Here is a 21,284-nt window from a genome sequence, read left to right on the forward strand (position 1 = left end):
ATGAGGATATCTTCCTGGAGGCACCCTGCGCTCGCCGTCCTGCTCGCGATTGCCACCGTCGGCTTCTCCGGTTCGTTCGCGAAGGCCGATGGTGAAGCAAAGCTCCTGGCACCGGGCGGGACTCTGCGCGTGGGCATCTATCCGGGCAGCCCGACCTCCATGGTCACAGATGCAGCCGGCAAGCCGCACGGCCTCGCCTACGATCTCGGTGGCGAGCTTGCAAAACGGCTCGCCGTGAACGTCGATTACGTCAAGTTTGAGCGCGTCGCCGACATCGTCACCGCGATCCACCACGGCCAGGTCGACTTCACCGTGACCAATGCCACGCCGGCTCGCGCCAGCGAGGTCAGCTTCAGCCAGCCCGTGCTGGCGATCGAGCTCGGCTTCTTGGTGCCGGCCAACTCGCCAATCGGCAAGGTCGAGGACATCGACAAGTCCGGCGTGAAGATCGGCGTCACCAAAGGCTCGACCTCGGAGCGCACGCTGCCAGCGAAGTTCAAGAATGCGACCATCGTTCCTGCCGAAAGCGTCAAGGTTGCCATCGGCATGTTCGGCCGCGGCGAGATCGATCTCTACGCTACCAACAAGCCGACGTTGTTCGAGATGTCCGACCAGATGCCGGGCGCGCGGATCCTCGATGGCAATTGGGGTCTGGAGCACATGGCCATCGCGATCCCCAAAGGACGCGAGGACGCGCTCCCCCTGCTCAACCGCTTCGTGACGGAGGAGCAGTCCTCCGGCGCGCTGGACACGATCCGGCAGCAGGCCGGCTTGCGCGGCGCGACCAAGGCGACGCGCGAGTAGGTCAATTGCGTGCGCTCGCCCGCATCTTTTCCGGCGCGGCCGGCCGCCGCAGGAAATCGGCATCATCGTCGCCTCCTCCCGACGGGATCAGGATCGCGCGCTCGCGCGGCAGGGCCTCCGGCATCTCGTCACGGATGAAGGCGATCAGCTTCTCTCTCATCTCGCAGCGCAGGTCCCAGGACTGCGGCGCATTCCTGGCGCTGACGAGGGCGCGAAGCTCGATGGTTCGCGAATCCGCGTCGATCACCTGGAGATTGACCACTGCGCCGTCCCAAAGCTTGGACTGTTTCACCGCCTCCTCCAACCAGCGCCGGATCCGCGGCACGTCGGCGCGATAATCGACGTGGAGCGCGATCACGCCGATCAGGGACGCGGTGTCGCGGGTCCAGTTCTGGAATGGCTTTTCGATGAAATAGGACAGCGGCACCACCATGCGGCGCCAGTCCCACAGCCGGATCACCACATAGGTCGAGGCGATGTCCTCGACCCAGCCCCACTCGTTCTCGATGATCACGGCATCCTCGATGCGGATCGGCTGGGTGATCGCGATCTGCATACCCGCGATCAGATTGCTCAGCAGCGGCCGGGCGGCAAGACCAACGATGATGCCGGCTGCGCCGGCCGAGGCGAACAGGCTGACGCCATATTGCTTCACTGAGTCGAACGTCATCAGCGCGGTGGAGACCGTGATGATGACGATGATGGTGTCCGTGACGCGCTTGAAGACGCGGACCTGCGTGACGTGCTTGCGCGCAACGAGATTCTCGGTGACGTCGCGAAAATTCTGGAGATAGCGCGCCGCGCTCATGTCCACGATCCGGATCGAGATCCAGCCGATCAGGGCGATGAAGGCCACGACGAACACGCGCATCAGCGGCGTGCGGATGGTGTCGTCGAGCGGCGCAAGCGGCAGGACCAGTGCGACCGCAGCAAGACACAGGGCCAGCCGAGCCGGACCGGCCGTACGCTCGATGAACACAGCCAGCAGAGGGAGGCGGGTTCCGAAGGCACGGTTGAGGAGCCATACCGCGACCCGATACAGGAACAATGCGAGCAGGATCGCGACGGCGATCAGGCCGAGACCGACGAACCACGAAGGCACCCAGCCGAGCATCTCGTCGATGTCGGCCATAATTGCTTGCAGATTCATCCGTGTCCCCGCGTTGCATTGGCGTCCGCGCTCAACGCGTTCACAGCGGCTTCGCTCCCCCCGCTCAGTGCAATGCACCATCCCTCTGGTGCAACCGTCGTCGAATTGCGCTATCTGTGGACGATCATGACTCGACGGACCGGCAGCGCCGACCTCCCCCTTCACACCGGCCGGGTTCCACCCTGGCTCGCGACCCGCATGGCTTCGCTGGGCGCGATCGTCACGCAGGCGATCGTGCATCATTATGGCCGCGACGCATTCCTCCAGCGCCTCTCGCATCCGTTCTGGTTCCAGTCGTTTGGTGCCGTGATGGGGATGGACTGGCACTCTTCCGGCATCACGACATCGGTGATTGGCGCGCTGAAGCGGGGGCTGGGCCCGCTCCAGGACGAGCTCGGAATCTACGTCTGCGGCGGGCGTGGCCAGCACTCGCGCAAGACCCCGGACGAACTGATGCAGCTCGGCGACCGCGTCGGCTTCGACGGCGCAAGGCTCACGCGTGCGAGTCGCCTCGTGGCGAAGGTTGACAGCGCCGCGGTCCAGGACGGCTTTGACCTTTACCTCCACGGCTTCTTCGTCACGGCCGACGCCAAATGGACCGTGGTGCAGCAGGGCATGAACGGCGACAAGCGGCAGGCTCGCCGCTATCACTGGCATTCCGAGGCGCTGAAGAGTTTTGTCGATACGCCGCACAGCGCGATCGACGGGCCGCTGCAAGGCGAGATCGTCAATCTCACCGACCATCGTGCCGCTATCTCGCGCACCGCGCAGCTCGAGCTTCTGAGCGATCTCGGCCCGGATCGCATCCTTTCCGAATTCGAGCGGCTCACCGGGACTGCGCCCGAGCCCGCGCAGGCGATGCTGCCGCACCTGATCATGCCCGCGCATCACGACGTCCGGCCCAAGGACGTGTTCGCGCGCCGCCTGCACGGCACACTCGCGGCCGCGGCCGAGCGCGGCCCGGTCGACTTTCCGGACCTGCTGCTGACGCCCGGCGTCGGCGCGCGTACCGTGCGCTCGCTGGCGATGGTCGCCGAAGTGGTGCATGGCGCGCCCTATCGTTTCAACGATCCCGCTCGCTTCTCGCTCGCCCATGGCGGCAAGGACCGGCATCCCTACCCAGTTCCGATCAAGGTCTATGACGAAACCATTCGCGTGCTGAAAGGTGCGATTCAGCACGCAAAGCTCGGGCGCGAGGAAGAGATGCAGGCGATCAAGCGCCTCGACGACCAGGCGCGACGGCTGGAGCGCACCGCGCGCGGGCCATCGGTCGAGTTCTATATCGCCGGAGAGCGTGCGGCCTCGCCCGATCTCGACGGCCGCTCCGTGTTCGGCTGGGAGCGCGATCTCATCGCTTCGAAGAAGTCGACCGGCTCCTGAAGCTGTGGCTTGGACTATTGCCTAGTCTTCAGCCTCCTCGTCGTCGAGCAGCCGGTTGGCCGAATGATCCTGGTACTGCTCCGTCTGGATGAACTTTCCATCCATGCCGCGAATCTCGGAATGTTGCGCCTTGTCGCGGTTCGACAGGATCATGTTGTCGCCGACCTTGTCTTTCGGGATGTCCGTGAGTGCGCCCGTCCCCGCGCCCTTGCCATGCGTTCCGGATCCGATATGCGTCTTGCCGCCGTTGGGCATGGACTGCTCCCTTGCTGTTGCGTGCATTGGGGCAACGCCCGCGCAATGGAGATTGTTTCGCATCTCACGCAGATGATACGCGCGGATTGCTCCGGGCACCGCGTGCGCGATGTCAATCCGCCAGCAACGGTTCGGCGGCTGCCGTACCACGGCTCGGCTGGCGGTTCTCGGCGGCAACGACAGACAATATCGCGATCGCACGCATACCCGGCCGCTTTCGCCAGTGAATTTGCGCGGGGTCGACGGCGAGCTCGAGTTTCGGCCATCGCGCAAACAGCGCCTGCAATGCGCAACTCGCCTCGATCCGTGCGAGCTGGTGGCCGAGGCAGAAATGAATTCCTGTTCCGAACGACATGTGGCGATTTGGCTTGCGCGTGAGGTCGAGCTGCTCAGGCAGGTCGTGGACTGCCGGGTCCATGTTTGCGGCGGCGAGCATCACCATGACGCGATCGCCCTGCTTCAGACGCACGCCCGCGAGCTCGATATCCCGCCTCACATAGCGCGGCTTGGAGAACTGCACCGGCGACACGAAGCGCAGGAACTCCTCCAACGCGAGCCCAACGCGGCTCCAGTCCTGCGCCAGCCAGTCGCGGACGCCGGGATTTCTGAGGAGCTCGTAGACAGAACCGCTGATGAGATGCGTCGTGGTCTCGGAGCCGGCAGCGAGCAGCAGGAACACCATCGACACCATTTCGTCCGGCGTAATCTGGCCGCCCTCTCGCTCGACCTGGACCAGCTCCGCGATCAGGCCCTCGCCGCCCCGCACGCGCGCAAGCTGCAACTGCCGTTCGAGGTAGGCTCGCATCTTGCGGAACGCGAACAGCAGGCGGAAGAAGCTGACGACGTTCGTGAGCGAGGACATCGTATTGGCCCAGGCGATGAACCGAGGGCGATCGGCCAACGGCAACCCAAGCAGCTCGGAGATCACCGCGAGCGGCAGGATGCGGGCATAGCGCTGGACGAGATCGGCCGGGCTTCCTGCCAAGAACAGCTCCTCGGCGAGACCGTCCGCGATGACGCGGATGCGCGGCTCCATCGCGACGATCGCGCGGCGGCGGAAGGCCTCGTCCACGATGCTACGCAGCCTTGTGTGGTCCGGCTCGTCCATCGTCAGCATGTTGTTGGCGATGGTTCTGACGTAGTTCGGCATCCACCAGCGCAGGCCTGCGACGTCGCCATCCTCCTTGCGCAGCGTGAAATTGCTGCCGTCCTTCAGGACGTGTGCCGTGGCCTCGTGGGTCGTGGTGATCCAGACATCGCCGACGATAGGAAATCGCGCCGCGACCACAGGACCGGACATGCGCAACGTTGCGATCGCCCTGGGCGGATCGCGAAAGAAGGCCTCGCTGGTGAAATCGAGGCGTGGTGCCATGTGATCACCGAAGCGGTTGACTGTTTCTCACCGACATGGTGCACGACGCCGCCAGCGCAAGGGGTACGGAACCTTCGCTTCGGGTACAGGCGTAGAGAGACGAGTCTATCCCCGCCCCGGCGAACGCGGACCGATCTTGCGCTGCTGCTGATTGGTGTAGGCGTCCCAATTGCTCCAGCTGCCGTTGCTGAGGCTTTGCAGGTCGGTGGTGAGCGGACGGCGTGTGCGCTTGTCGTGATCGGCGATGGCGCGCTCGGACTGCGCGATCTTACGCTTGAGTTCCCCGATCGCCGTCTGGGTCTGGCCGTTCCGCTTCGAAGATGCGATCTCGCCCATCGTGAAGCGCGCGGTCTCGCGCGCCTTCAACTCGGCGCGGTTCTTTTTCAACTGAACCCGGTGCCAGGCGATGTTGCTGTCGCTGTCCGCAACCATGTGGGAACTCCGCTGATTCGCTCCCACAGTGTATCGCGTGCCGAATCGGCGCCGCAACGGGCACCCGGCGGCGAAAATACGGTCTTATTGCGCGGGAGTTCCGGGCCTAGCGCTCGGCGAAGGCCTTTTCGACCACGAATTGGGCCGGCTCGCCGTGATTACCCTCGACAAGACCCCGCTCGCCAAGGAGCACGCGGGTATCCGCCACCAGCGCCGGGCTGCCGCAGATCATGACGCGGTCGTGGGCAGCTTCCAGTGCCGGCAGGCCGATATCGGAAAACAGCTTGCCCGAGGTGATGAGGTCGGTGATGCGGCCGCGATTGCGGAAGGGATCGCGCGTCACGGTCGGATAGTAGATCAACTGATTGCGGATGTACTCGCCGATCAGCTCGTCCTTGGGCAGCGTCTCGGTGATCATCTCGCCATAGGCGAGCTCCTTCACGTGCCGGCAACCGTGCAGCAGCACGACCTTCTCGAACCGCTCATACGTTTCGGGGTCCTTGATCACGCTCAGGAACGGCGCAAGGCCCGTACCGGTGCCGATCAGGTAGAGGTTACGTCCGTCCTCCAGATTGTCGATGACCAGCGTGCCGGTGGCCTTGCGGCTGACGATGATCTCGTCGCCTTCCTTCAGATGCTGGAGCCGTGAGGTGAGCGGGCCGTCCGGCACCTTGATCGAGAAGAACTCCAGCGTGTCCTCGTAATTGGCGCTGGCGACGCTGTAGGCCCGCAGCAGCGGCTTCTCGCCGACCTTGAGCCCGATCATGGTGAACTCGCCGTTGCGGAAGCGGAAGGTCGGGCTGCGGGTGGTCTTGAAAGAGAACAGCGTATCGGTCCAGTGATGGACGCTCAAAACGGCTTCCTGATTGAAATTGCTCATCTCACCCTTCCGTGTCGCGTCTGTGCGGTTCCGAGGCGGTCAGCTATGCGTCGTTTGTATACGATCATTCGTATACAAACGAATAATCCGGCTTGATCCCGCGGTCAAGGCTGCCCAAGATCGGAAGCGTTGCAGTTAAGGATAAGGACCCATTCCATGGCGCATGACGCACCCCAGGCCACCGGACCCTCGAAGCTCGTGATCCGCAATATCGGCCTGATCCTGTCCGGCGCGCTGGAAAAGCCGATCCTGGATGGCGACACCATCGTCGCCGAGAACGGCAAGATCACCGCGATCGGCCGCTTCAAGGACCTCAACACCGAAGGCGCGACCACCATCGTCGAGGCCAACGGCACCACGGTGGCGCCCGGCCTGATCGACAGCCACGTCCACCCTGTTGCGGGCGACTGGACGCCTCGCCAGAACCAGATCGGCTGGATCGACAGCAATTTGCATGGCGGCGTCACCACCATGATCTCCGCCGGCGAAGTGCACATGCCCGGCCGCCCGCGCGACGTCGTCGGGTTGAAGGCGATGGCAGTCTTCGCCCAGCGCGCATTCTGGAATCTGCGGCCCGGCGGCGTGAAGGTTCACGCCGGCGCGCCCGTGATCGAATGCGAGATGGTCGAGGAGGACTTCAAGGAATTGGCCGCAGCTGGCGTCAAGCTGCTCGGCGAAGTCGGCTTGGGCGGCGTCAAGGACGGCCCTACCGCGCGAAAAATGGTCGGCTGGGCCCGCAAATACGGCATCCAGAGCACGATTCACACCGGCGGGCCCTCGATCCCCGGCTCCGGATTGATCGACAAAGACGTGGTGCTGGAGGCTGACACCGATGTGGTTGGCCACATCAATGGCGGCCACACGGCGCTCCCCGACGACCAGATCCGCTGCATCTGCGAGGGCTGCAAGCGCGGCCTCGAGCTCGTGCACAATGGCAATGAGCGCTCGGCGCTGTTCACGTTGCGCATCGCGCGCGAGATGGGCGATCTGCACCGCGTCATCCTCGGCACCGATGCGCCGGCCGGCTCCGGCGTGCAGCCGCTCGGCATTCTGCGCATGGTGTCGATGCTGTCCTCGCTTGGCGACCTGCCGGCCGAGATCGCGTTTTGCCTGGCCACCGGCAACACGGCGCGGATGCGCGAATTGGATTGCGGACTGATCGAAGTAGGCCGTTCCGCCGACTTCGTCATCATGGACAAGGCGCAGCACTCGGCCGGCAAGAACATCTTGGACAGCGTCCAGCTCGGCGACCTCCCGGGCATTGGCATGACCATCATCGATGGCATCGTGCGCACCCAGCGCAGCCGCAACACCCCGCCCGCCGGCAGGGTGCCGGAGGTGATGGCGAAGTGACGCAGCTCTACAGGCTTTGAACAAGTCTGCTGCCTGCGGCGTCTAACGCAGGCAGCCCTCGGCGGCGGCAGTTCATTGCTGGACCATCGAGGGAGACATGAAAAACTCATCGCGAATAGCAGTCGGCGTTGCTGGCGCGGCAGCGGGCTATGTCGCGACCTTTGTGCTGTTCTCCCTGCTCGATTTCGGCAACCGCGCAGACCCGATCACATCGGGTCTGCTGGGGCTGTTCTTCTACTCCCCCATCGGCGCGATCGCAGGCGCCATGCTCGCCAGTTGGCTGGTGACGCGTTCGGGCAAGGACGCAGGCAATGCGGCGTCGCGCGCAACAGCCTGAAGTCGCTCGGCATCCTCGTCTTGCTCTGCGCCGCCGGTATCGGCGTCTACATGGCCTACGCCTATGCGACCGCAACGCCTTGGCTCAACCGGAACGGCAGCACTCCCCTGCTCGTGTTCGAAGTTCGCCTTCCGGCCGGCGCAACGGTGCCGAAATCACCGCAAGGCATCACCATCGGATTGCAGACCGACCTCAACACCATGCCGGGCGAATTGAACCCAGCCGGCTTCCGTAGTGATGGCGATCAGCCCGTTATCACAGGCGAAGTCGAACTGGCGTTCCGAACCTCGCATCGGCAGCTCGCCGTCAACATCCAGGGACAGCCCAGCCGAGTCTATCCGATCGGATTGACGGCCTGGGCTCCGCATACGCCGGAGTTCGGCACGTGGCGACGGCTCGCCGACGGCAGCGAAATCCGCTACCGCGCGAAATGGCCGGGAAAGACGTAAGGGGATCAGCGCGGCTTGGCGATCTCGCAACGCACATAGGTCTGGCGCTTCCCTTGGCCGACCGGGCTGTTGTCCATCACCAGCTTGCCATCCGCGGCAATGGAAACCCGGGGACTGGAGCGATACTTGTCGCCCTCGCCTTCGCAGGAGAGCTTCATTTTCCAGCTCAGCTTCCCGTCGGCAATGATCTCAGTGGCGCGGCACCGGGTCTCGTACCAATAGAGACGGTTGCCGCCCTCGATGCTCATGCGGTTGGCACTGTCCTGGTCGCGGCAATCCTTTCTGGTTGACGCCCAGAACCCCTCATAGGCTGGCGCCGCCAGGGCGGGAGCACACTGGCCCGCCAGCACCGCACTCATACTCAGAGCCATCGCAAACCGGGTCGCCGCTCTCATATCAAAAACCTCGATAAGACCTTCACCGAGGTTAGTCGCGCTTCACCGTAGCTTGTTCAACAGCGCCATCAGCATCTCGCGCTCCTTTGCCTCGAGCGGCGCCAACGTCTCCCGTGTGATCGCGAGCGCATTCGGCGCGACCTTTTCCGCCAGCTGCTGCCCCGCGCGCGTCAGGCTGACCAAAAGCCGCCGTCCGTCCTCGGGATCCTGGCTGGTCTCGGTGAGGCCGCGCGCCGTCAAACGATCGATCACGCCCTTGATGGTCGCCACATCCATCGCCGTCAGGCGCCCGAGTTGGTTCTGCGAGCATGGGCCGGCCTCGGCGAGCTTCGACAGCGCCGCCCATTGCGTCGGCGTAATGTTGGTGCCGATCTCGCGAGAGAAGATCGCGCTGTGGCGCTGCCAGACCTGGCGAAGGATGAAGCCAACCTGCTCGTCGAGTACGTAAGGAGGCTTTGCCGGTTTGACGCTTTTCTTCGCCGCGACGCTTCTCGCCATCCGCTCCCCGCCCCCTTACAACGACAAATGCGCGTCGCGGATATCCGGACGCGCGTCGAGCTCGGCCATGGTGCCGCCGAAACAGATACGGCCGCGCTCGATGATATAGGCGCGGTCGGAGATCAGCCGCGCAAAATGCAGATTCTGCTCGGAGACGACGATGCTGACGCCCTCCTTCTTCATGGTCAGGATGGCATCGACCATCTGCTCCACGATCTTCGGCGACAGGCCTTCCGAGGGCTCGTCGAGCAGCACCAGCGACGGATTGCCCATCAGCGTGCGTGCGATGGTGAGCATCTGCTGCTCGCCGCCGCTCATGCGGCCGCCCGGTCGATTTTTCATCTCGCCCAGGTTTGGGAACAGCGAAAACAGCTTGTCGCGGGTCCAGTGCGGCGCGTTCGGGCGCTTCGGTTGGCGGCCGACTTCGAGATTCTCTTCCACCGTCAAATCAGTGAAGATGCGCCGCTCCTCCGGCACATAGCCAAGCCCATCCCGCACGATCTCATGCGTGGGACGTGCAGAGACATCCTTGCCTTCGAACATGATCCGTCCCGAGCGCTGCGCGACGAGCCCGACGATCGAGCGGAACGTCGTCGACTTGCCGGCGCCATTGCGGCCGAGCAACGCCACGACCTCCCCCTCGCCGACCTCGAATCCGATGTCGAACAGGATATGCGCCGGGCCGTAATGACTGTTGAGGTCTTGTACCGTGAGCTTCATGCCGAGGCTCCCTCGCGATGCTGGGCATCGTAAAGGAGGCCCTCGCCGAGGTAGACCGCCTGCACCTGCGGATTGCCCCGGACCTCGGCCGGCGAGCCCTCGGCGATCAGCGTGCCGCGGTTGAGCACGATGATGCGATCGGCGTGCTCGAACACCACGTCCATGTCGTGCTCGGTGAAGAGAACGCCGATCGATTTTTCCCGGGCGATCTGCGCGGTCAGCCGCATCAAATCGACGCGCTCGCGCGGCGCCATGCCGGCGGTCGGCTCGTCCATCAGCAGCAGCTTTGGCTGGTTGGCCAGCGCGACGGCGAGCTCGAGCCGCTTGAGATCGCCATAGGCAAGCTCGCCGCAAGGGCGATCCGCGTAACCGCCCATGCCGACCAGCTCGAGCAGTCGCCCGGCTTCACCACGGTCGAAGTTCGGCGCCGAGCCCCAAAGATTGTACAATTGCTTGCCGTGCGAGATCAGCGCGACCTGCACGTTCTCACGCACCGTCATGGTCGCGAAGGTCGCGGTGATCTGGAAGGTGCGGCCCACGCCCATCCGCCAGATCTCGCGCGGCTTCCGGCCGGTCGTGTCCTCGCCGAGCAGGCGGACGTGACCGGTATCAGGCTTGTTCTGGCCGTTGAGCATGTCGAAACAGGTGCTCTTGCCCGCGCCGTTCGGTCCGATCAGCGCCAGGATTTCGCCGGCGCGCAGCGAGAACGAGACGCCGCGCACGGCGTGGACGCCGCCATAGGATTTGGTCAGTCCTTCGACCGCGAGAAGTGGGGGGGCGACGCTCATTCGGCGGACTCGATCGGCTTGGCAAGCAAGGGTGATCCCGGCGGCGATGTCTTCCTGCGGCGCTGCGCCAGCATCTCCAGCATGCCGACGATTCCCTTGGGGAAGACGACGACGATCAGAACGATGAAGCCCCCGAGCACGAGTTTTGACAGGTCGGTCTGGCTGACCAGCCAGATGTTCAAAGCCTTGTAGACGATGGCGCCGATCACTGCGCCCGACACCGTCTCGACGCCGCCGAGCAGCACCATGACCAGCGCATCGACCGAGAGCGAGATGCCGAGATTGTCCGGGAAGACGCTGCCCTTGAGATAGGCGAACAGCGCGCCGCCGATGCCGGCGGTCGTGCCCGCGATCACGAAGGCCGTCCACTGGATGCGCTTGGCGTTGATGCCGACCGCTTCGCTGCGCAGCAGCGAGTCGCGCGTCGCCCTCAGCGCATAGCCGAACGGCGAGAACACCATGGCCCGCAGCGCGATCGTGACGAGCGCCGCAACGCCCAGCGCAAGCCAATAGAAATGCGATGGGCTCGCCGCCCAGCTTGAGGGCCAAACGCCCAGGATGCCGTTATCCCCGCCGGTGACGCTCACCCACTGGAACGCGATCGACCAGACGATCTGCGCGAAGGCGAGCGTCAGCATCGCAAAATAGACGCCGGAGAGCTGTACCGCGAAGAAGCCGAACACGGCAGCGCCCATGCAGCCGAGCAGCGGACCGAGCAACAGGCAGACGATCATCGGCAGTCCCGCCATCTTGGCGAGGAAAGCGACGCCGTAAGCGCCGAGGCCGAAATAGGCGGCGTGGCCAAAGGACGCGAGCCCGCCGACCGACATCAGGAAGTGCAGGCTGACAGCGAAGATCACGAAGATCGCGATCTCAGAGCCAACGGTCAGCGCATAATTGCCGGCGAACAGCGGCAGCGTCGCCGCGATGACGAACGCTGCAAGCGAGGCCAGCCGCTCATTCGACGTCAGCGGTCGCCAGGGATTGACGGTGAGACCCGGCGTCTTGCGCGCCGGCGCCTCGGGCCTGCCGAACAGGCCCCAGGGCCGCACGATCAGAACCGCCGCCATCACCAGGAAGACCAGGATGATGGAGATTTTTGGAAAGATCAGGATGCCGAAGGCGTTGAGCTCGGAGACCAGCACCGCCGCGACGAAAGCGCCGATGATGCTGCCGAGGCCTCCGATCACGACGACGACGAAGACCTCGACGATGATGCGCAAATCCATCGCGTGATGCACGGCGTCGCGCGGGATCTGGAGCGCGCCGCCGAGAGCGGCGAGGAAAACGCCGACCGCGAACACGCTCGTGAACAGCCATTTCTGATTGACGCCCAGCGCCGCGACCATGTCGCGGTCCTGCGTCGCTGCGCGCACCAGCACGCCCCAGCGTGTGCGCTGGAACAGGAGCCAGAGAATGCCGAGCACGACCGGCCCGAGCACGATCAGGAACAAATCATAGCTCGGGATGTTCTGGCCGAAGAAGTCGATCGCCCCCTTGAAGCCAGGCGCACGGCGCCCGACCAGATCGTCCGGCCCCCAGATCAGGACGACGAGGTCCTCGACCATCAAGGTCAGGCCGAAGGTCGCGAGCAGCTGGAACAGCTCGGGCGCGTGATAGATGCGCCGAAGCAGGACCATCTCGACCAGCACGCCGATCAGCGCCACCGCGAACGCCGCTATGACGATCGCGCCCCAGAAGCCGAACGCACCCGACAGGCGTTCCGTCAGCGTGAAGGCGACATAGGCGCCAATCATGTAAAAGGCGCCATGCGCAAAATTCACGATCCGCGTCACGCCAAAGATGATCGACAGGCCCGACGCCACCAGGAACAGCGACGCTGCGCTGGCGAGACCGGTCAGAAACTGTACGACGTAAAAGGCCATCTGCGGTCCGGGTTGGTGTTGCATCCCTCTCCCCGCTTGCGGGGAGAGGGAGAAGAAAGAGATCAATCCTTCGGACGCAGCTTCTCGACTTCGGCGTCGCTGGGCAGATAGTCCGCGCCCTTCTTGTAGGACGAGTCCACCATCACGCCCTTGCCGTCCTTCAGCGCGGTCTTGCCGACATAGGCACCCAGCGTGGACTGGTGATCGATCTTGCGGAAGGTGATCTCGCCGAACGGCGACGGCATCGACAGGCCCTCCGCGGCAGCAATCAGCTTCTCGGGATCGGTGGAGCCCGCCTTCGCCAGGATCGCCGCTGCAGACTTGATGGTCTGGTAGCCGACGATCGAGCCGAGCCGCGGATAGTCGTTGTACTTGGCCTGATAGGCCTTCAGGAACGCGTCGTGCTCGGGCGTCTTGATCGAGTACCAGGGATAGCCTGTGACGATCCAGCCCTCGGGCGTCTCCTCCTTGAGCGGGTCGAGATATTCCGGCTCGCCGGTGAGGAACGAGACGACCTCGCGTCCCTTGAACAGGCCGCGGGTGTTGCCTTCACGCACGAGCTTCACGAGATCGGCGCCGAACGTGACGTTGAGGATCGCTTCGGGATTGGCCGCGGCAACGGCCTGCACCACCGGACCCGCGTCGATCTTGCCCTGCGGCGGCCACTGCTCGTCGACCCACTGGATGTCAGGCCGCTTCTCCGACATCAGCTTCTTGAACACCGCGACCGCGGACTGGCCGTATTCATAATTCGGCGCGATCGTCGCCCAACGCTTTGCCGGCAGCTTGCTGGCTGCTTCCACCAGCATCGCCGCCTGCATGTAATTGGAGGGGCGCAGCCGGAAAGTGTACTTGTTGCCCTTCGACCAGGTGACGGCGTCCGTCAGCGGCTCGGCCGCCAGGAAGAACACCTTCTTCTGGTTGGCGAAGTCGCTGACCGCAAGACCGATGTTCGACAGGAACGTACCCGTCAGCATCGCCACGCCCTCGCTCGACACCAGCTCGTTGGCCGCGGTCTGCGCATCCGCCGGCTTGCCGCCGTCGTCCTTGGATACGACGATGAGCTTCTTGCCGTTGATGCCACCGGCTGCGTTGATCTCTTCGACCGCGAGCTGCCAGCCCTTGCGATAGGGCTCGGTGAACGCGGGAAGCAACGAATAACTGTTGATCTCGCCGATCTTGATCTCCTGCGCCAGGGCCGAATGAGCCATGCCGCTTGCCAACAGCGCAAACGCCGCGCCGACAAAATAGTTCTTTGCTCGCATCCCAACCTCCACCGTTAAAATTATCGCAGACCGTCTTCGCCCTTGATCTCCGCGGCCGTCAGCCCGCCGACGCGCGGCAGCGGACGGCCGCTGTCGGTGACGGCGACCGCGACCATGATCTCGTTGGCGCGCGGCGCGTCGTTGATCTGCACTTCCATGCCGTCGAAATGACTGCGCACGAAGGCTGCATCCTTGTGGCCCAGCGGAATGTCCAGCGTCGTGCCGGGTCCACTGCGCTTCTTCGACGACGGGATCAGCGCAGCGCCCTTGCTCAGCACTTTGCGCACCGGCGCGCCCATTTTCGGGTGAAGGATGGCGGCTGCATGCTCCAGCTCGCCGTTCTCGCCGACGGCCGCCGCCTTGCCATAGCTCTGCGCCTTGGAACCGTCGATGCCGAGCGCCGCCACCGCACGCTTTGACAGCAGCTCGCCGAGCTCCTCGCCAATCGCGATCAGGGGCGAGAGATCCTCGACATACTTTCCAGCAAACGGATTCTCGATCACGGCGATTGCCGCCGCACGCCGCGTCGGCGGCGAGACCTGGCGGCCCATCTCCATCTGCGTCTCTTCGACGACGGTGACGATCTTGCGGATGATCGCGCTCATGATTGTTTCCTTAGACTCTTCCCTGTTCAGGCATGAACCGCGTTCTCCAGCACAAGCGGGCGCGATCGTTGCCGTTCAATATCCCTGGTCCCGATGACAAGCATATCACCACAAAGCTGCAACACGGCACCCTCGATCAATCCGCGATCGAATAATTGCCGTGCACATTCCGCGCCAGATTCGAGCGCAGTCATGATCTCGTTCTGCGACAATCCACTGACGTCGCGGGTCACGAGCCGCGCGCCGAGATCGCTGTCGGGCTGAAGCTCACTCGCAGGCTTTCGGATGATGGCGGGATGCCCCGGCAGATCAACGGCGTTCGCGATGATCGTCGCAGCCGCATCGGCTTGCGACGCCGTTCCCGCCAGCACGGTCACCGCATCGGCGATGCCGAGCGAAAAACTGCGGCCGTGCCGTCCGCTGGTGGCGATGCCGCGCACGGGGTCATCCGAATCGATTCTCATCGTGCGCATCACGCCGTCGCGATCGGGCCGGTCCATCAGGCCGACCGAAAAATGCTCGCCCTCGCCGAGATGCAGGGCGATGTCGCCGCCATTGTTGACATAGACTCGATCGAGCGCCGCTGCATTCAGCAATGCGCCGAGAATCTCCTCCGCCACACTGCCGGCAACAGCCGCCATCGGTGTAATGAAATCACCGGCGGCATAAGGCGCGACCGCAGCGTGCATGCGGCGCGCCACGACGCCGACCAGCGATGTCCGCTTCGGCTCAGCCGCCGCCCGCAGTCCAGGCAGTTCCGCGCAGAGCTCGTCGAGCAGCCCCGTGAAGCGCCGCGTCGCCGCCTCATAGGCCGCACGCACCTCGCTCGGCTCTCCCCCCGCTTCGACGATCAGATCAATCGGTCCATCCTGCAAATGCAGCCGCCGGCCATCAGACAGCAAAGCGATTTGCGGGAGCCTTGTCATGCCCGAGGTCCCGGAATCGGGTTCTGCCAGGGCAATTGGCGGACATCGTCGCCGCCCTGCACCTCGGACAGCGGCTTGACATAGTCCATGTGTCCGCCGAGCGCCGCGTAGTCCGACAGCTTCATCGTGAATTCGATCGGGGCGACCAGCGCCGGTGTCGGCACGTAACCGAACGCCCCCGCCGGCATCTGGGTCACGTCGACCATGTAGGTGATGCCACCGCCCGGCCAGACATAGACCGGCGCGCCGCCACTGGTGACACGCGTCAGCGCGTCCTTCACCGAGCGCGTCAGCCGCACCGGATTGTCGGTCACGCCCGCCCGCAAAGAACCACCGGCACCCGCCATGAACAGCACCGTGCACAGCGCCGGCTCGCAATTCTCCTGAATGCGCTCGACCGAAAACTTGAGGTCATCAGGCATCTCGGTCTCGACCGGCTTCAAGGCCTCGTCGAGCACGTAATAGGACGAATGCTCGCCGGTCGTGGAGACCATCAGCATGGAGAGACCAACCCTGGCTTCCTTGGCGTCGAACGGTCCGAGGATTGCGAGCGGATCGGAGATATTGGTGCCGCCCCAACCCGTGCCGGGATCGGCGACCTGGAAATAACGGCCGGGCGTCGAGCGGCGCCCTTTCATCTTGATGCCGGTGTCGGCGATGTCGAGCAGCTTGCCGGCCTGGTGCTCTGAGAGCACGCCGGTAATGTGATCGTCGACCACGACGACCTCGTCGACCTTGCCGTGCCACTGCTTGGCGAACATGCCGATCGTCGCCGAGCCGCAGCCAACGCGCATGCGCTCTTCTTTCATGCCGTTGACGATCGGCGGTTGGCCGGCCTGCACCACCACGCTCGCGCCGCCGTCGATGGTGAGCTCGACCGCCTTGCAATTGGCGAGATCCATCAGCGTGTCGCAGGTGACGCGGCCTTCCTTCTTGGAGCCGCCGGTCAGATGATGCACGCCGCCGAGCGACAGCATCTGGGAACCGTATTCGCTTGTGGTGACATGACCGACCGCCTCGCCTTGTGCGCGGACGGCCGCGGTCTCCGGCCCGAGATACCGATCGGTGTCGATCTTCACCTTGATGCCGCAATAGGAGAAGATGCCCTCGGTGACGACAGTCACCATATCGACGCCGTCGACCTCCGCGGAGACGATGAACGGCGCCGGCTTGTAGTCGGGATAGGTCGTGCCCGCCCCGATCGCCGTCACAAAGGTTGAAGGCTCGTGGACGATCTTGCCGTCCCAATCTTCGGTGCGGCTGAACGGGACGAGCTTGCCGCCATGCGAGACCGTGCGCTCCAGGATCACATGCGGATCGACGCGGACGAGCTTGCCGTCGTGGTTGGCATAGCGGTCGCAGGCGCCCGCCGCGCCCGGCTTGATGTAGCACATCACCGGACAGGCATCGCAGCGGATCTTGTCGATGGCAGAGTTGGTTGTTTCCATCACCATGTCAAAGCCGGCGGACACCGCGGTTATCATTCGTATACGAACGATGTTGCGCGCGCTCCGGAAGGCTGTCAAGCGGCGGTGCGGCGCAAAAGATGCGCCTGCCGCATAAAACCTCATTTGCCTATCCGCCCTGTCCACAAAGAAGGCATTCGCGCTGCACTGCGGCATGCACGGCTTGCACGTTTGTGTACAAACGGTATCGTCGCAACGTAGATTTTGAGCGGGCTTGGAATTTTTGCGAAGCTTTGGCCGTGGCGCTCAACGAGTCGACTTGGGAACGAGGATGACGCAGACACCGATCCGCCTCACCGTGAACGGCAGGGTCCATGAGATCACTGCGGCGCGAGACACCCCGCTGCTGTACGTGCTGCGCAACGATCTCGCGCTCAACGGTCCGAAATACGGTTGCGGCCTCGGTGAATGCGGCACCTGCACTGTCCTGATCGATGGCGCGGCGGCGCGCTCCTGCGTTATTCCGATCAGTGGCTGCGCCGGCCGCGACATCGTGACGCTCGAAGGGCTCGGCACCCGCGACAAGCCGGATGTGGTGCAGCAGGCCTTCATCGACGAGCAGGCCGCGCAATGCGGCTATTGCCTCAACGGCATGATCATGACCACCAAGGCGCTGCTTGCGATCAACCCGCGGCCCACCGAACAGGAGGCGCTGGCGGCGCTGCGCTACAACCTCTGTCGTTGCGGAACGCATGTCGAAATCCTGCGCGCCGTGATGCGTGCGTCTCGCCAGTTCGCCGAGGCCGGTGATTGATGGCCTCCCCTGTCTCGAACGGAGCTGAGCTGCAATCCGGCTCGCTCGTCGTCGTCCGCACCGTGGACGAGTGCACATCCGAGACCTTCGTCCGCATCACCGCGGACGGTTCGATCACAGCCTATAACGGCCATGTCGATCTCGGCACCGGCATCCGCACCGCGCTCGGCCAGATCGTCGCCGAAGAGCTCGACGTCTCCTTTGCCCGCGTCGTCGTGGTGCTCGGCGACACCGCGGTTGTCCCGAACCAGGGCGCGACGATTGCCAGCGAAACCATCCAGATCACCGCCGTTCCCCTGCGCAAGGCCGCCGCGCAGGCGCGACACTTCCTGATCGCACGTGCGGCCGAGCGACTGGAACTGCCGGCAGCCGATCTTAGGATTGAAGACGGCCTTGTGCGCGGGCACGACAATCGCAGCGTCAGCTATGGCGAATTGATCGGCGGAGAGACCATTCGTCTCGAGCTTGCCGACGACGTCTCCGTCAAGCTCGTCGGCGATTACACCATTGTCGGCCAATCGATGCCCCGCGTCGACCTGCCGGCCAAGGCCACGGGCGAGCTGACCTTCGTGCACGACATCCGTGTGCCCGGCATGCTGCACGGCCGCGTGGTGCGCCCGCCCTATGCCGGCGTCGACGCCGGCCCGTTCGTCGGCACCAGCCTGATTTCGGTTGATGAATCCTCGGTGCGCGATATTCCCGGCATCATAGCCGTCGTGCGCATCGGCGATTTCGTCGGCATCGTCGCGGAGCGCGAGGAGAACGCGATCCGCGCGGCGGAGCAGCTTGCGGTGAGCTGGAGGCCGACGCCTGATCTGACCGATCTCTCCGATGTCGAGACCGCGCTTCGTGCCAACTCGTCCACGCCGCGCACGCTGATCGACAAGGGCGACGTCGAAGCTGCCATTGCCGGCGCGGCCAAGCCGATGCAGCGCACTTACGTCTGGCCCTATCAGATGCATGCCTCGATCGGACCGTCCTGCGCGGTCGCGGACTTCCAGGACGGCAACATCCGCGTCTGGTCGGGCACGCAGAATCCGCACGTGCTGCGCGGAGACCTATCGCTGCTGATTGAGCGTCCCGAGAGCGAGATCGAGGTCATCAGGTTGGAGGCGGCGGGCTGCTACGGCCGCAACTGCGCCGACGATGTCACCGCGGACGCGCTGTTGCTCTCGCGCGCGGTCGGCCGGCCCGTGCGCGTACAGTTGACGCGCGAACAGGAGCACGCCTGGGAGCCGAAAGGCACCGCGCAACTCATCGACGTCAATGGTGGCCTGGATGCGGACGGCGGCGTCGCCGCTTACGATCTCGCCACGCGCTACCCATCGAATGCCGCGCCGACGTTGGCGCTGTTGCTGACGGGGCGGATATCGCCGAAGCCGGACGTCCTCCAGATGGGCGACCGCACCGCGATCCCGCCTTACGATTACGACCATATGCGCGTCGTCGCCCACGACATGGCGCCGATCGTGCGCGCGTCCTGGTTTCGCGGCGTCTCAGCCCTGCCGAACACCTTTGCGCATGAATCCTATATCGACGAAGCCGCGACCGAGGCCAGCGTCGACCCCATCGAATACCGGCTGCGTTACCTGAAGGACCAGCGCGCCGTCGATCTCGTCCATGCGGTGGCCGAGCGCGCGGGCTGGACGCCGCGGCCGGTGCGCGAAGAGAAAAACGGCGAGATCGTGCATGGGCGCGGCTTTGCCTATGCGCTCTACGTTCACAGCAAATTTCCCGGCTATGGCGCGGCGTGGTCGGCCTGGGTCGCCGACGTTGCCGTGAACAAGTCGACCGGCGACGTCAACGTGACGCGCGTGGTCGCCGGGCAGGACTCTGGATTGATGATCAACCCGGACGGCGTACGCCACCAGATCCATGGCAACGTCATCCAGTCCACCAGCCGCGCGCTGATGGAGGAGGTCTCGTTCGAGCGCGGCGCAGTCACGGCGCGGGAATGGGGCGCCTATCCGATCATCCCCTTCCCTGACGTGCCCAAGATCGACGTGTTGCTGCTGCCGCGGCCGGACCAGCCGCCGCTCGGCGTCGGCGAGTCCGCCTCGGTCCCGAGTGCGGCTGCGATTGCGAACGCGATCTTCGATGCCACCGGCGTGCGCTTTCGCGAGCCGCCGTTCACGCCCGAACGCATCCTGAGAGGATTGCACGGCGGCGCACCGGCCACGCCGCAGGCGCTGCCCGCTCCCGCTACGCCACAGCCATCCCGTATCTGGGAGAATCCGTTCGCCAAACGCGCCGGCATCTTCGCGACGATCGCGGCCATCTGCACCGCCGCAATCGGCATCGGCGCGGCGCTTCTTCCGGGGCGCGCGATTGCGCCGATCGCGCGGCCTGACGCATCGGTCTATTCCGCCGCGACGATCGCGCGCGGGCAACAACTGGCCGCACTCGGCAATTGCGCGGAGTGCCACACCACGATCGGCGGTGCGCTCAACGCCGGCGGCCGTGCCCTGGAGACGCCGTTCGGCACGATCTACGCGACCAACATCACGCCAGACGCTGAAACCGGCATCGGCGCCTGGTCCTATCCAGCGTTCGAACGCGCGATGCGCGACGGACTGCATCGCGACGGACGGCAGCTCTATCCCGCCTTCCCGTACACGCACTTTTCGAAGACCAGCGACGCCGACATGCAGGCGCTCTATGCCTACCTGATGGCGCAGCCGGCGGTGCGCGCGCCGGCGCCGGCGAATGCGCTCGCCTTCCCGTTCAATCTTCGCCCGCTACTTGCCGGATGGAATGCGCTGTTCCATCAGACGCGCGAGTTCAAGCTCGATCCTGCCAAGTCCGAAGTCTGGAATCGCGGCGCTTATCTTGTCGAGGGGCTCGGCCATTGCAGCGCCTGCCATTCGCCGCGCAACGCACTCGGCGCCGAGCAGCGTGACGCCTATCTCGCCGGCGGCTTTGCCGAGGGCTGGGAGGCGCCGCCGCTGACCTCGCTCTCGCACGCGCCGATCCCATGGAGCGAGGACGAGCTGTTCGCCTATCTGCGCACGGGCAATTCGCGATACCATGGCGTCGCCGCCGGGCCGATGGCGCCGATCGTCAGGGATCTCGTGGCCCTGCCCGACCAGGACATTCGCGCCATGGCCGTCTATCTCAACTCGTTCAACGAAATCGCGACCGGGACGCCGATGCAGTACGCACTCGCGACCAGGCTCGAAGCTTCAACGCAAGTGACGGTCGCTTCCTCCACCGGCGCGCGACTCTATCAGGGCGCCTGCGCCGTCTGCCACGAGGTCGGCGGCCTGCCGCTGTTCGGCAGCCGCCCCTCGCTCGCGCTCAACAGCAATCTGCACAGCGCCACATCGGACAATCTCGTGCAAATCATCATGCACGGCATCACCGAGCCGGTGTCGAGCGATCTCGGCTACATGCCGGCATTCAAGAACAGCATGAGCGATGCGCAGATCGAGGAACTGATCACCTTCCTGCGCAAGCAGTTCGCACCGGACAGGCCGGCATGGACCGGCGTGCGTGAGACGATCGCGCGCGTGCGCACCTCCACTCACTAGATTGTCTTGAGCATGACCTTATCGGAAAACCGCTTCACA

21 protein-coding genes are annotated in these 21,284 nt (G+C 64.6%); 7 read left to right on the top strand and 14 right to left on the bottom strand.

Annotated elements, in window-relative coordinates:
- Complete coding sequence (locus tag JQ591_RS30545; protein ID WP_211399689.1) at positions 1-804, top strand: ABC transporter substrate-binding protein; 804 nt, start codon at positions 1-3, stop codon at positions 802-804.
- Position 805: 1 nt separating this feature from the next.
- Here the strand turns inward: JQ591_RS30545 and JQ591_RS30550 are convergent, their stop codons facing one another.
- Positions 806-1,954 (bottom strand): mechanosensitive ion channel family protein, encoded by a 1,149-nt coding sequence (locus tag JQ591_RS30550; RefSeq protein WP_211399690.1) that lies wholly within the window; start codon positions 1,952-1,954, stop codon positions 806-808.
- A gap of 126 nt (positions 1,955-2,080) precedes the next feature.
- Between JQ591_RS30550 and JQ591_RS30555 the strand changes: the two genes are divergently transcribed.
- Complete coding sequence (locus JQ591_RS30555) at positions 2,081-3,334, top strand: DUF763 domain-containing protein (RefSeq protein ID WP_211399691.1); 1,254 nt, start codon at positions 2,081-2,083, stop codon at positions 3,332-3,334.
- Between the two features lie 21 nt (positions 3,335-3,355).
- Here the strand turns inward: JQ591_RS30555 and JQ591_RS30560 are convergent, their stop codons facing one another.
- The 4 genes from JQ591_RS30560 to JQ591_RS30575 form a co-directional block, all read right to left on the bottom strand.
- On the bottom strand, positions 3,356-3,589 hold the full coding sequence (locus tag JQ591_RS30560) for a hypothetical protein (RefSeq protein ID WP_211399692.1): 234 nt from the start codon (positions 3,587-3,589) through the stop codon (positions 3,356-3,358).
- Between the two features lie 112 nt (positions 3,590-3,701).
- On the bottom strand, positions 3,702-4,961 hold the full coding sequence (locus tag JQ591_RS30565; RefSeq protein ID WP_211399693.1) for a cytochrome P450: 1,260 nt from the start codon (positions 4,959-4,961) through the stop codon (positions 3,702-3,704).
- Positions 4,962-5,066: 105 nt separating this feature from the next.
- Entirely contained in the window at positions 5,067-5,393 is a 327-nt protein-coding gene (locus tag JQ591_RS30570; RefSeq protein WP_211399694.1) for a hypothetical protein, read from the bottom strand.
- A gap of 106 nt (positions 5,394-5,499) precedes the next feature.
- Complete coding sequence (locus JQ591_RS30575; RefSeq protein ID WP_106943076.1) at positions 5,500-6,273, bottom strand: ferredoxin--NADP reductase; 774 nt, start codon at positions 6,271-6,273, stop codon at positions 5,500-5,502.
- Between the two features lie 156 nt (positions 6,274-6,429).
- Between JQ591_RS30575 and JQ591_RS30580 the strand changes: the two genes are divergently transcribed.
- The 3 genes from JQ591_RS30580 (at position 6,430) to JQ591_RS30585 (ending at position 8,412) form a co-directional block, all read left to right on the top strand.
- Positions 6,430-7,626, top strand: a complete 1,197-nt coding sequence (locus JQ591_RS30580) for an amidohydrolase family protein (protein ID WP_211399695.1) — start codon at positions 6,430-6,432, stop codon at positions 7,624-7,626.
- 97 nt (positions 7,627-7,723) lie between these two features.
- Positions 7,724-7,963: a hypothetical protein gene (locus JQ591_RS35505; protein WP_249137913.1), complete on the top strand. Its 240-nt coding sequence runs from the start codon at positions 7,724-7,726 to the stop codon at positions 7,961-7,963.
- Complete coding sequence (locus JQ591_RS30585) at positions 7,903-8,412, top strand: hypothetical protein (RefSeq protein ID WP_249137914.1); 510 nt, start codon at positions 7,903-7,905, stop codon at positions 8,410-8,412. Before JQ591_RS35505 ends, JQ591_RS30585 begins: the two co-directional genes overlap by 61 nt.
- 5 nt (positions 8,413-8,417) lie before the next feature.
- Here the strand turns inward: JQ591_RS30585 and JQ591_RS30590 are convergent, their stop codons facing one another.
- The 9 genes from JQ591_RS30590 to JQ591_RS30630 form a co-directional block, all read right to left on the bottom strand.
- On the bottom strand, positions 8,418-8,807 hold the full coding sequence (locus JQ591_RS30590) for a hypothetical protein (RefSeq protein ID WP_211399696.1): 390 nt from the start codon (positions 8,805-8,807) through the stop codon (positions 8,418-8,420).
- A gap of 42 nt (positions 8,808-8,849) precedes the next feature.
- A complete protein-coding gene (locus JQ591_RS30595; protein ID WP_007592445.1) occupies positions 8,850-9,305 on the bottom strand; it encodes a MarR family winged helix-turn-helix transcriptional regulator in 456 nt (151 codons plus the stop codon).
- 15 nt (positions 9,306-9,320) lie between these two features.
- A complete protein-coding gene (locus JQ591_RS30600; protein WP_027569464.1) occupies positions 9,321-10,025 on the bottom strand; it encodes an ABC transporter ATP-binding protein in 705 nt (234 codons plus the stop codon).
- Positions 10,022-10,813 carry an ABC transporter ATP-binding protein gene (locus JQ591_RS30605; protein ID WP_211399697.1) on the bottom strand — a complete coding sequence of 264 codons (792 nt, stop codon included), beginning with the start codon at positions 10,811-10,813 and terminating at the stop codon, positions 10,022-10,024. Before JQ591_RS30605 ends, JQ591_RS30600 begins: the two co-directional genes overlap by 4 nt.
- On the bottom strand, positions 10,810-12,699 hold the full coding sequence (locus JQ591_RS30610) for an ABC transporter permease (RefSeq protein WP_211399824.1): 1,890 nt from the start codon (positions 12,697-12,699) through the stop codon (positions 10,810-10,812). Before JQ591_RS30610 ends, JQ591_RS30605 begins: the two co-directional genes overlap by 4 nt.
- A 62-nt stretch (positions 12,700-12,761) precedes the next feature.
- Entirely contained in the window at positions 12,762-13,964 is a 1,203-nt protein-coding gene (locus JQ591_RS30615) for an ABC transporter substrate-binding protein (RefSeq protein ID WP_211399698.1), read from the bottom strand.
- A gap of 20 nt (positions 13,965-13,984) precedes the next feature.
- Positions 13,985-14,569 (bottom strand): amino acid synthesis family protein, encoded by a 585-nt coding sequence (locus JQ591_RS30620; protein WP_211399699.1) that lies wholly within the window; start codon positions 14,567-14,569, stop codon positions 13,985-13,987.
- Positions 14,570-14,595: 26 nt separating this feature from the next.
- Positions 14,596-15,495, bottom strand: coding sequence for a UPF0280 family protein (locus JQ591_RS30625; protein WP_211399700.1), 900 nt, complete (start codon positions 15,493-15,495; stop codon positions 14,596-14,598).
- A complete protein-coding gene (locus JQ591_RS30630; RefSeq protein WP_211399825.1) occupies positions 15,492-16,949 on the bottom strand; it encodes a 6-hydroxynicotinate reductase in 1,458 nt (485 codons plus the stop codon). The genes JQ591_RS30625 and JQ591_RS30630 overlap by 4 nt, the downstream gene beginning before the upstream one ends.
- Positions 16,950-17,232: 283 nt before the next feature.
- On the opposite strand from JQ591_RS30630, the gene JQ591_RS30635 reads away from it, so the two are divergent.
- Together JQ591_RS30635 and JQ591_RS30640 are read left to right on the top strand one after the other, a co-directional pair.
- The gene (locus JQ591_RS30635) at positions 17,233-17,715 is read left to right on the top strand and encodes a (2Fe-2S)-binding protein (RefSeq protein WP_211399701.1); all 483 of its coding nucleotides are present in this window, start codon (positions 17,233-17,235) and stop codon (positions 17,713-17,715) included.
- Entirely contained in the window at positions 17,715-21,245 is a 3,531-nt protein-coding gene (locus tag JQ591_RS30640) for a molybdopterin cofactor-binding domain-containing protein (RefSeq protein WP_211399702.1), read from the top strand. Before JQ591_RS30635 ends, JQ591_RS30640 begins: the two co-directional genes overlap by 1 nt.
- The last annotated feature ends 39 nt before the right edge of the window (positions 21,246-21,284 follow it).

Origin of the sequence: Bradyrhizobium canariense (assembly GCF_018130465.1) — a bacterium.
Lineage (GTDB): Bacteria > Pseudomonadota > Alphaproteobacteria > Rhizobiales > Xanthobacteraceae > Bradyrhizobium > Bradyrhizobium canariense_C.

Bases quoted from the DNA above. Each gene is read 5' to 3' on its own strand.
- JQ591_RS30600 (WP_027569464.1), bottom strand. From the start codon at position 10,025: ATGAAGCTCACGGTACAAGACCTCAACAGTCATTACGGCCCGGCGCAT.
- JQ591_RS35505 (WP_249137913.1), top strand. From the start codon at position 7,724: ATGAAAAACTCATCGCGAATAGCAGTCGGCGTTGCTGGCGCGGCAGCG.
- JQ591_RS30545 (WP_211399689.1), top strand. From the start codon at position 1: ATGAGGATATCTTCCTGGAGGCACCCTGCGCTCGCCGTCCTGCTCGCG.
- JQ591_RS30555 (WP_211399691.1), top strand. From the start codon at position 2,081: ATGACTCGACGGACCGGCAGCGCCGACCTCCCCCTTCACACCGGCCGG.
- JQ591_RS30560 (WP_211399692.1), bottom strand. From the start codon at position 3,589: ATGCCCAACGGCGGCAAGACGCATATCGGATCCGGAACGCATGGCAAG.
- JQ591_RS30565 (WP_211399693.1), bottom strand. From the start codon at position 4,961: ATGGCACCACGCCTCGATTTCACCAGCGAGGCCTTCTTTCGCGATCCG.
- JQ591_RS30620 (WP_211399699.1), bottom strand. From the start codon at position 14,569: ATGAGCGCGATCATCCGCAAGATCGTCACCGTCGTCGAAGAGACGCAG.
- JQ591_RS30570 (WP_211399694.1), bottom strand. From the start codon at position 5,393: ATGGTTGCGGACAGCGACAGCAACATCGCCTGGCACCGGGTTCAGTTG.
- JQ591_RS30575 (WP_106943076.1), bottom strand. From the start codon at position 6,273: ATGAGCAATTTCAATCAGGAAGCCGTTTTGAGCGTCCATCACTGGACC.
- JQ591_RS30640 (WP_211399702.1), top strand. From the start codon at position 17,715: ATGGCCTCCCCTGTCTCGAACGGAGCTGAGCTGCAATCCGGCTCGCTC.
- JQ591_RS30580 (WP_211399695.1), top strand. From the start codon at position 6,430: ATGGCGCATGACGCACCCCAGGCCACCGGACCCTCGAAGCTCGTGATC.
- JQ591_RS30550 (WP_211399690.1), bottom strand. From the start codon at position 1,954: ATGAATCTGCAAGCAATTATGGCCGACATCGACGAGATGCTCGGCTGG.
- JQ591_RS30610 (WP_211399824.1), bottom strand. From the start codon at position 12,699: ATGGCCTTTTACGTCGTACAGTTTCTGACCGGTCTCGCCAGCGCAGCG.
- JQ591_RS30625 (WP_211399700.1), bottom strand. From the start codon at position 15,495: ATGACAAGGCTCCCGCAAATCGCTTTGCTGTCTGATGGCCGGCGGCTG.
- JQ591_RS30605 (WP_211399697.1), bottom strand. From the start codon at position 10,813: ATGAGCGTCGCCCCCCCACTTCTCGCGGTCGAAGGACTGACCAAATCC.
- JQ591_RS30630 (WP_211399825.1), bottom strand. From the start codon at position 16,949: ATGGTGATGGAAACAACCAACTCTGCCATCGACAAGATCCGCTGCGAT.
- JQ591_RS30590 (WP_211399696.1), bottom strand. From the start codon at position 8,807: ATGAGAGCGGCGACCCGGTTTGCGATGGCTCTGAGTATGAGTGCGGTG.
- JQ591_RS30635 (WP_211399701.1), top strand. From the start codon at position 17,233: ATGACGCAGACACCGATCCGCCTCACCGTGAACGGCAGGGTCCATGAG.
- JQ591_RS30615 (WP_211399698.1), bottom strand. From the start codon at position 13,964: ATGCGAGCAAAGAACTATTTTGTCGGCGCGGCGTTTGCGCTGTTGGCA.
- JQ591_RS30595 (WP_007592445.1), bottom strand. From the start codon at position 9,305: ATGGCGAGAAGCGTCGCGGCGAAGAAAAGCGTCAAACCGGCAAAGCCT.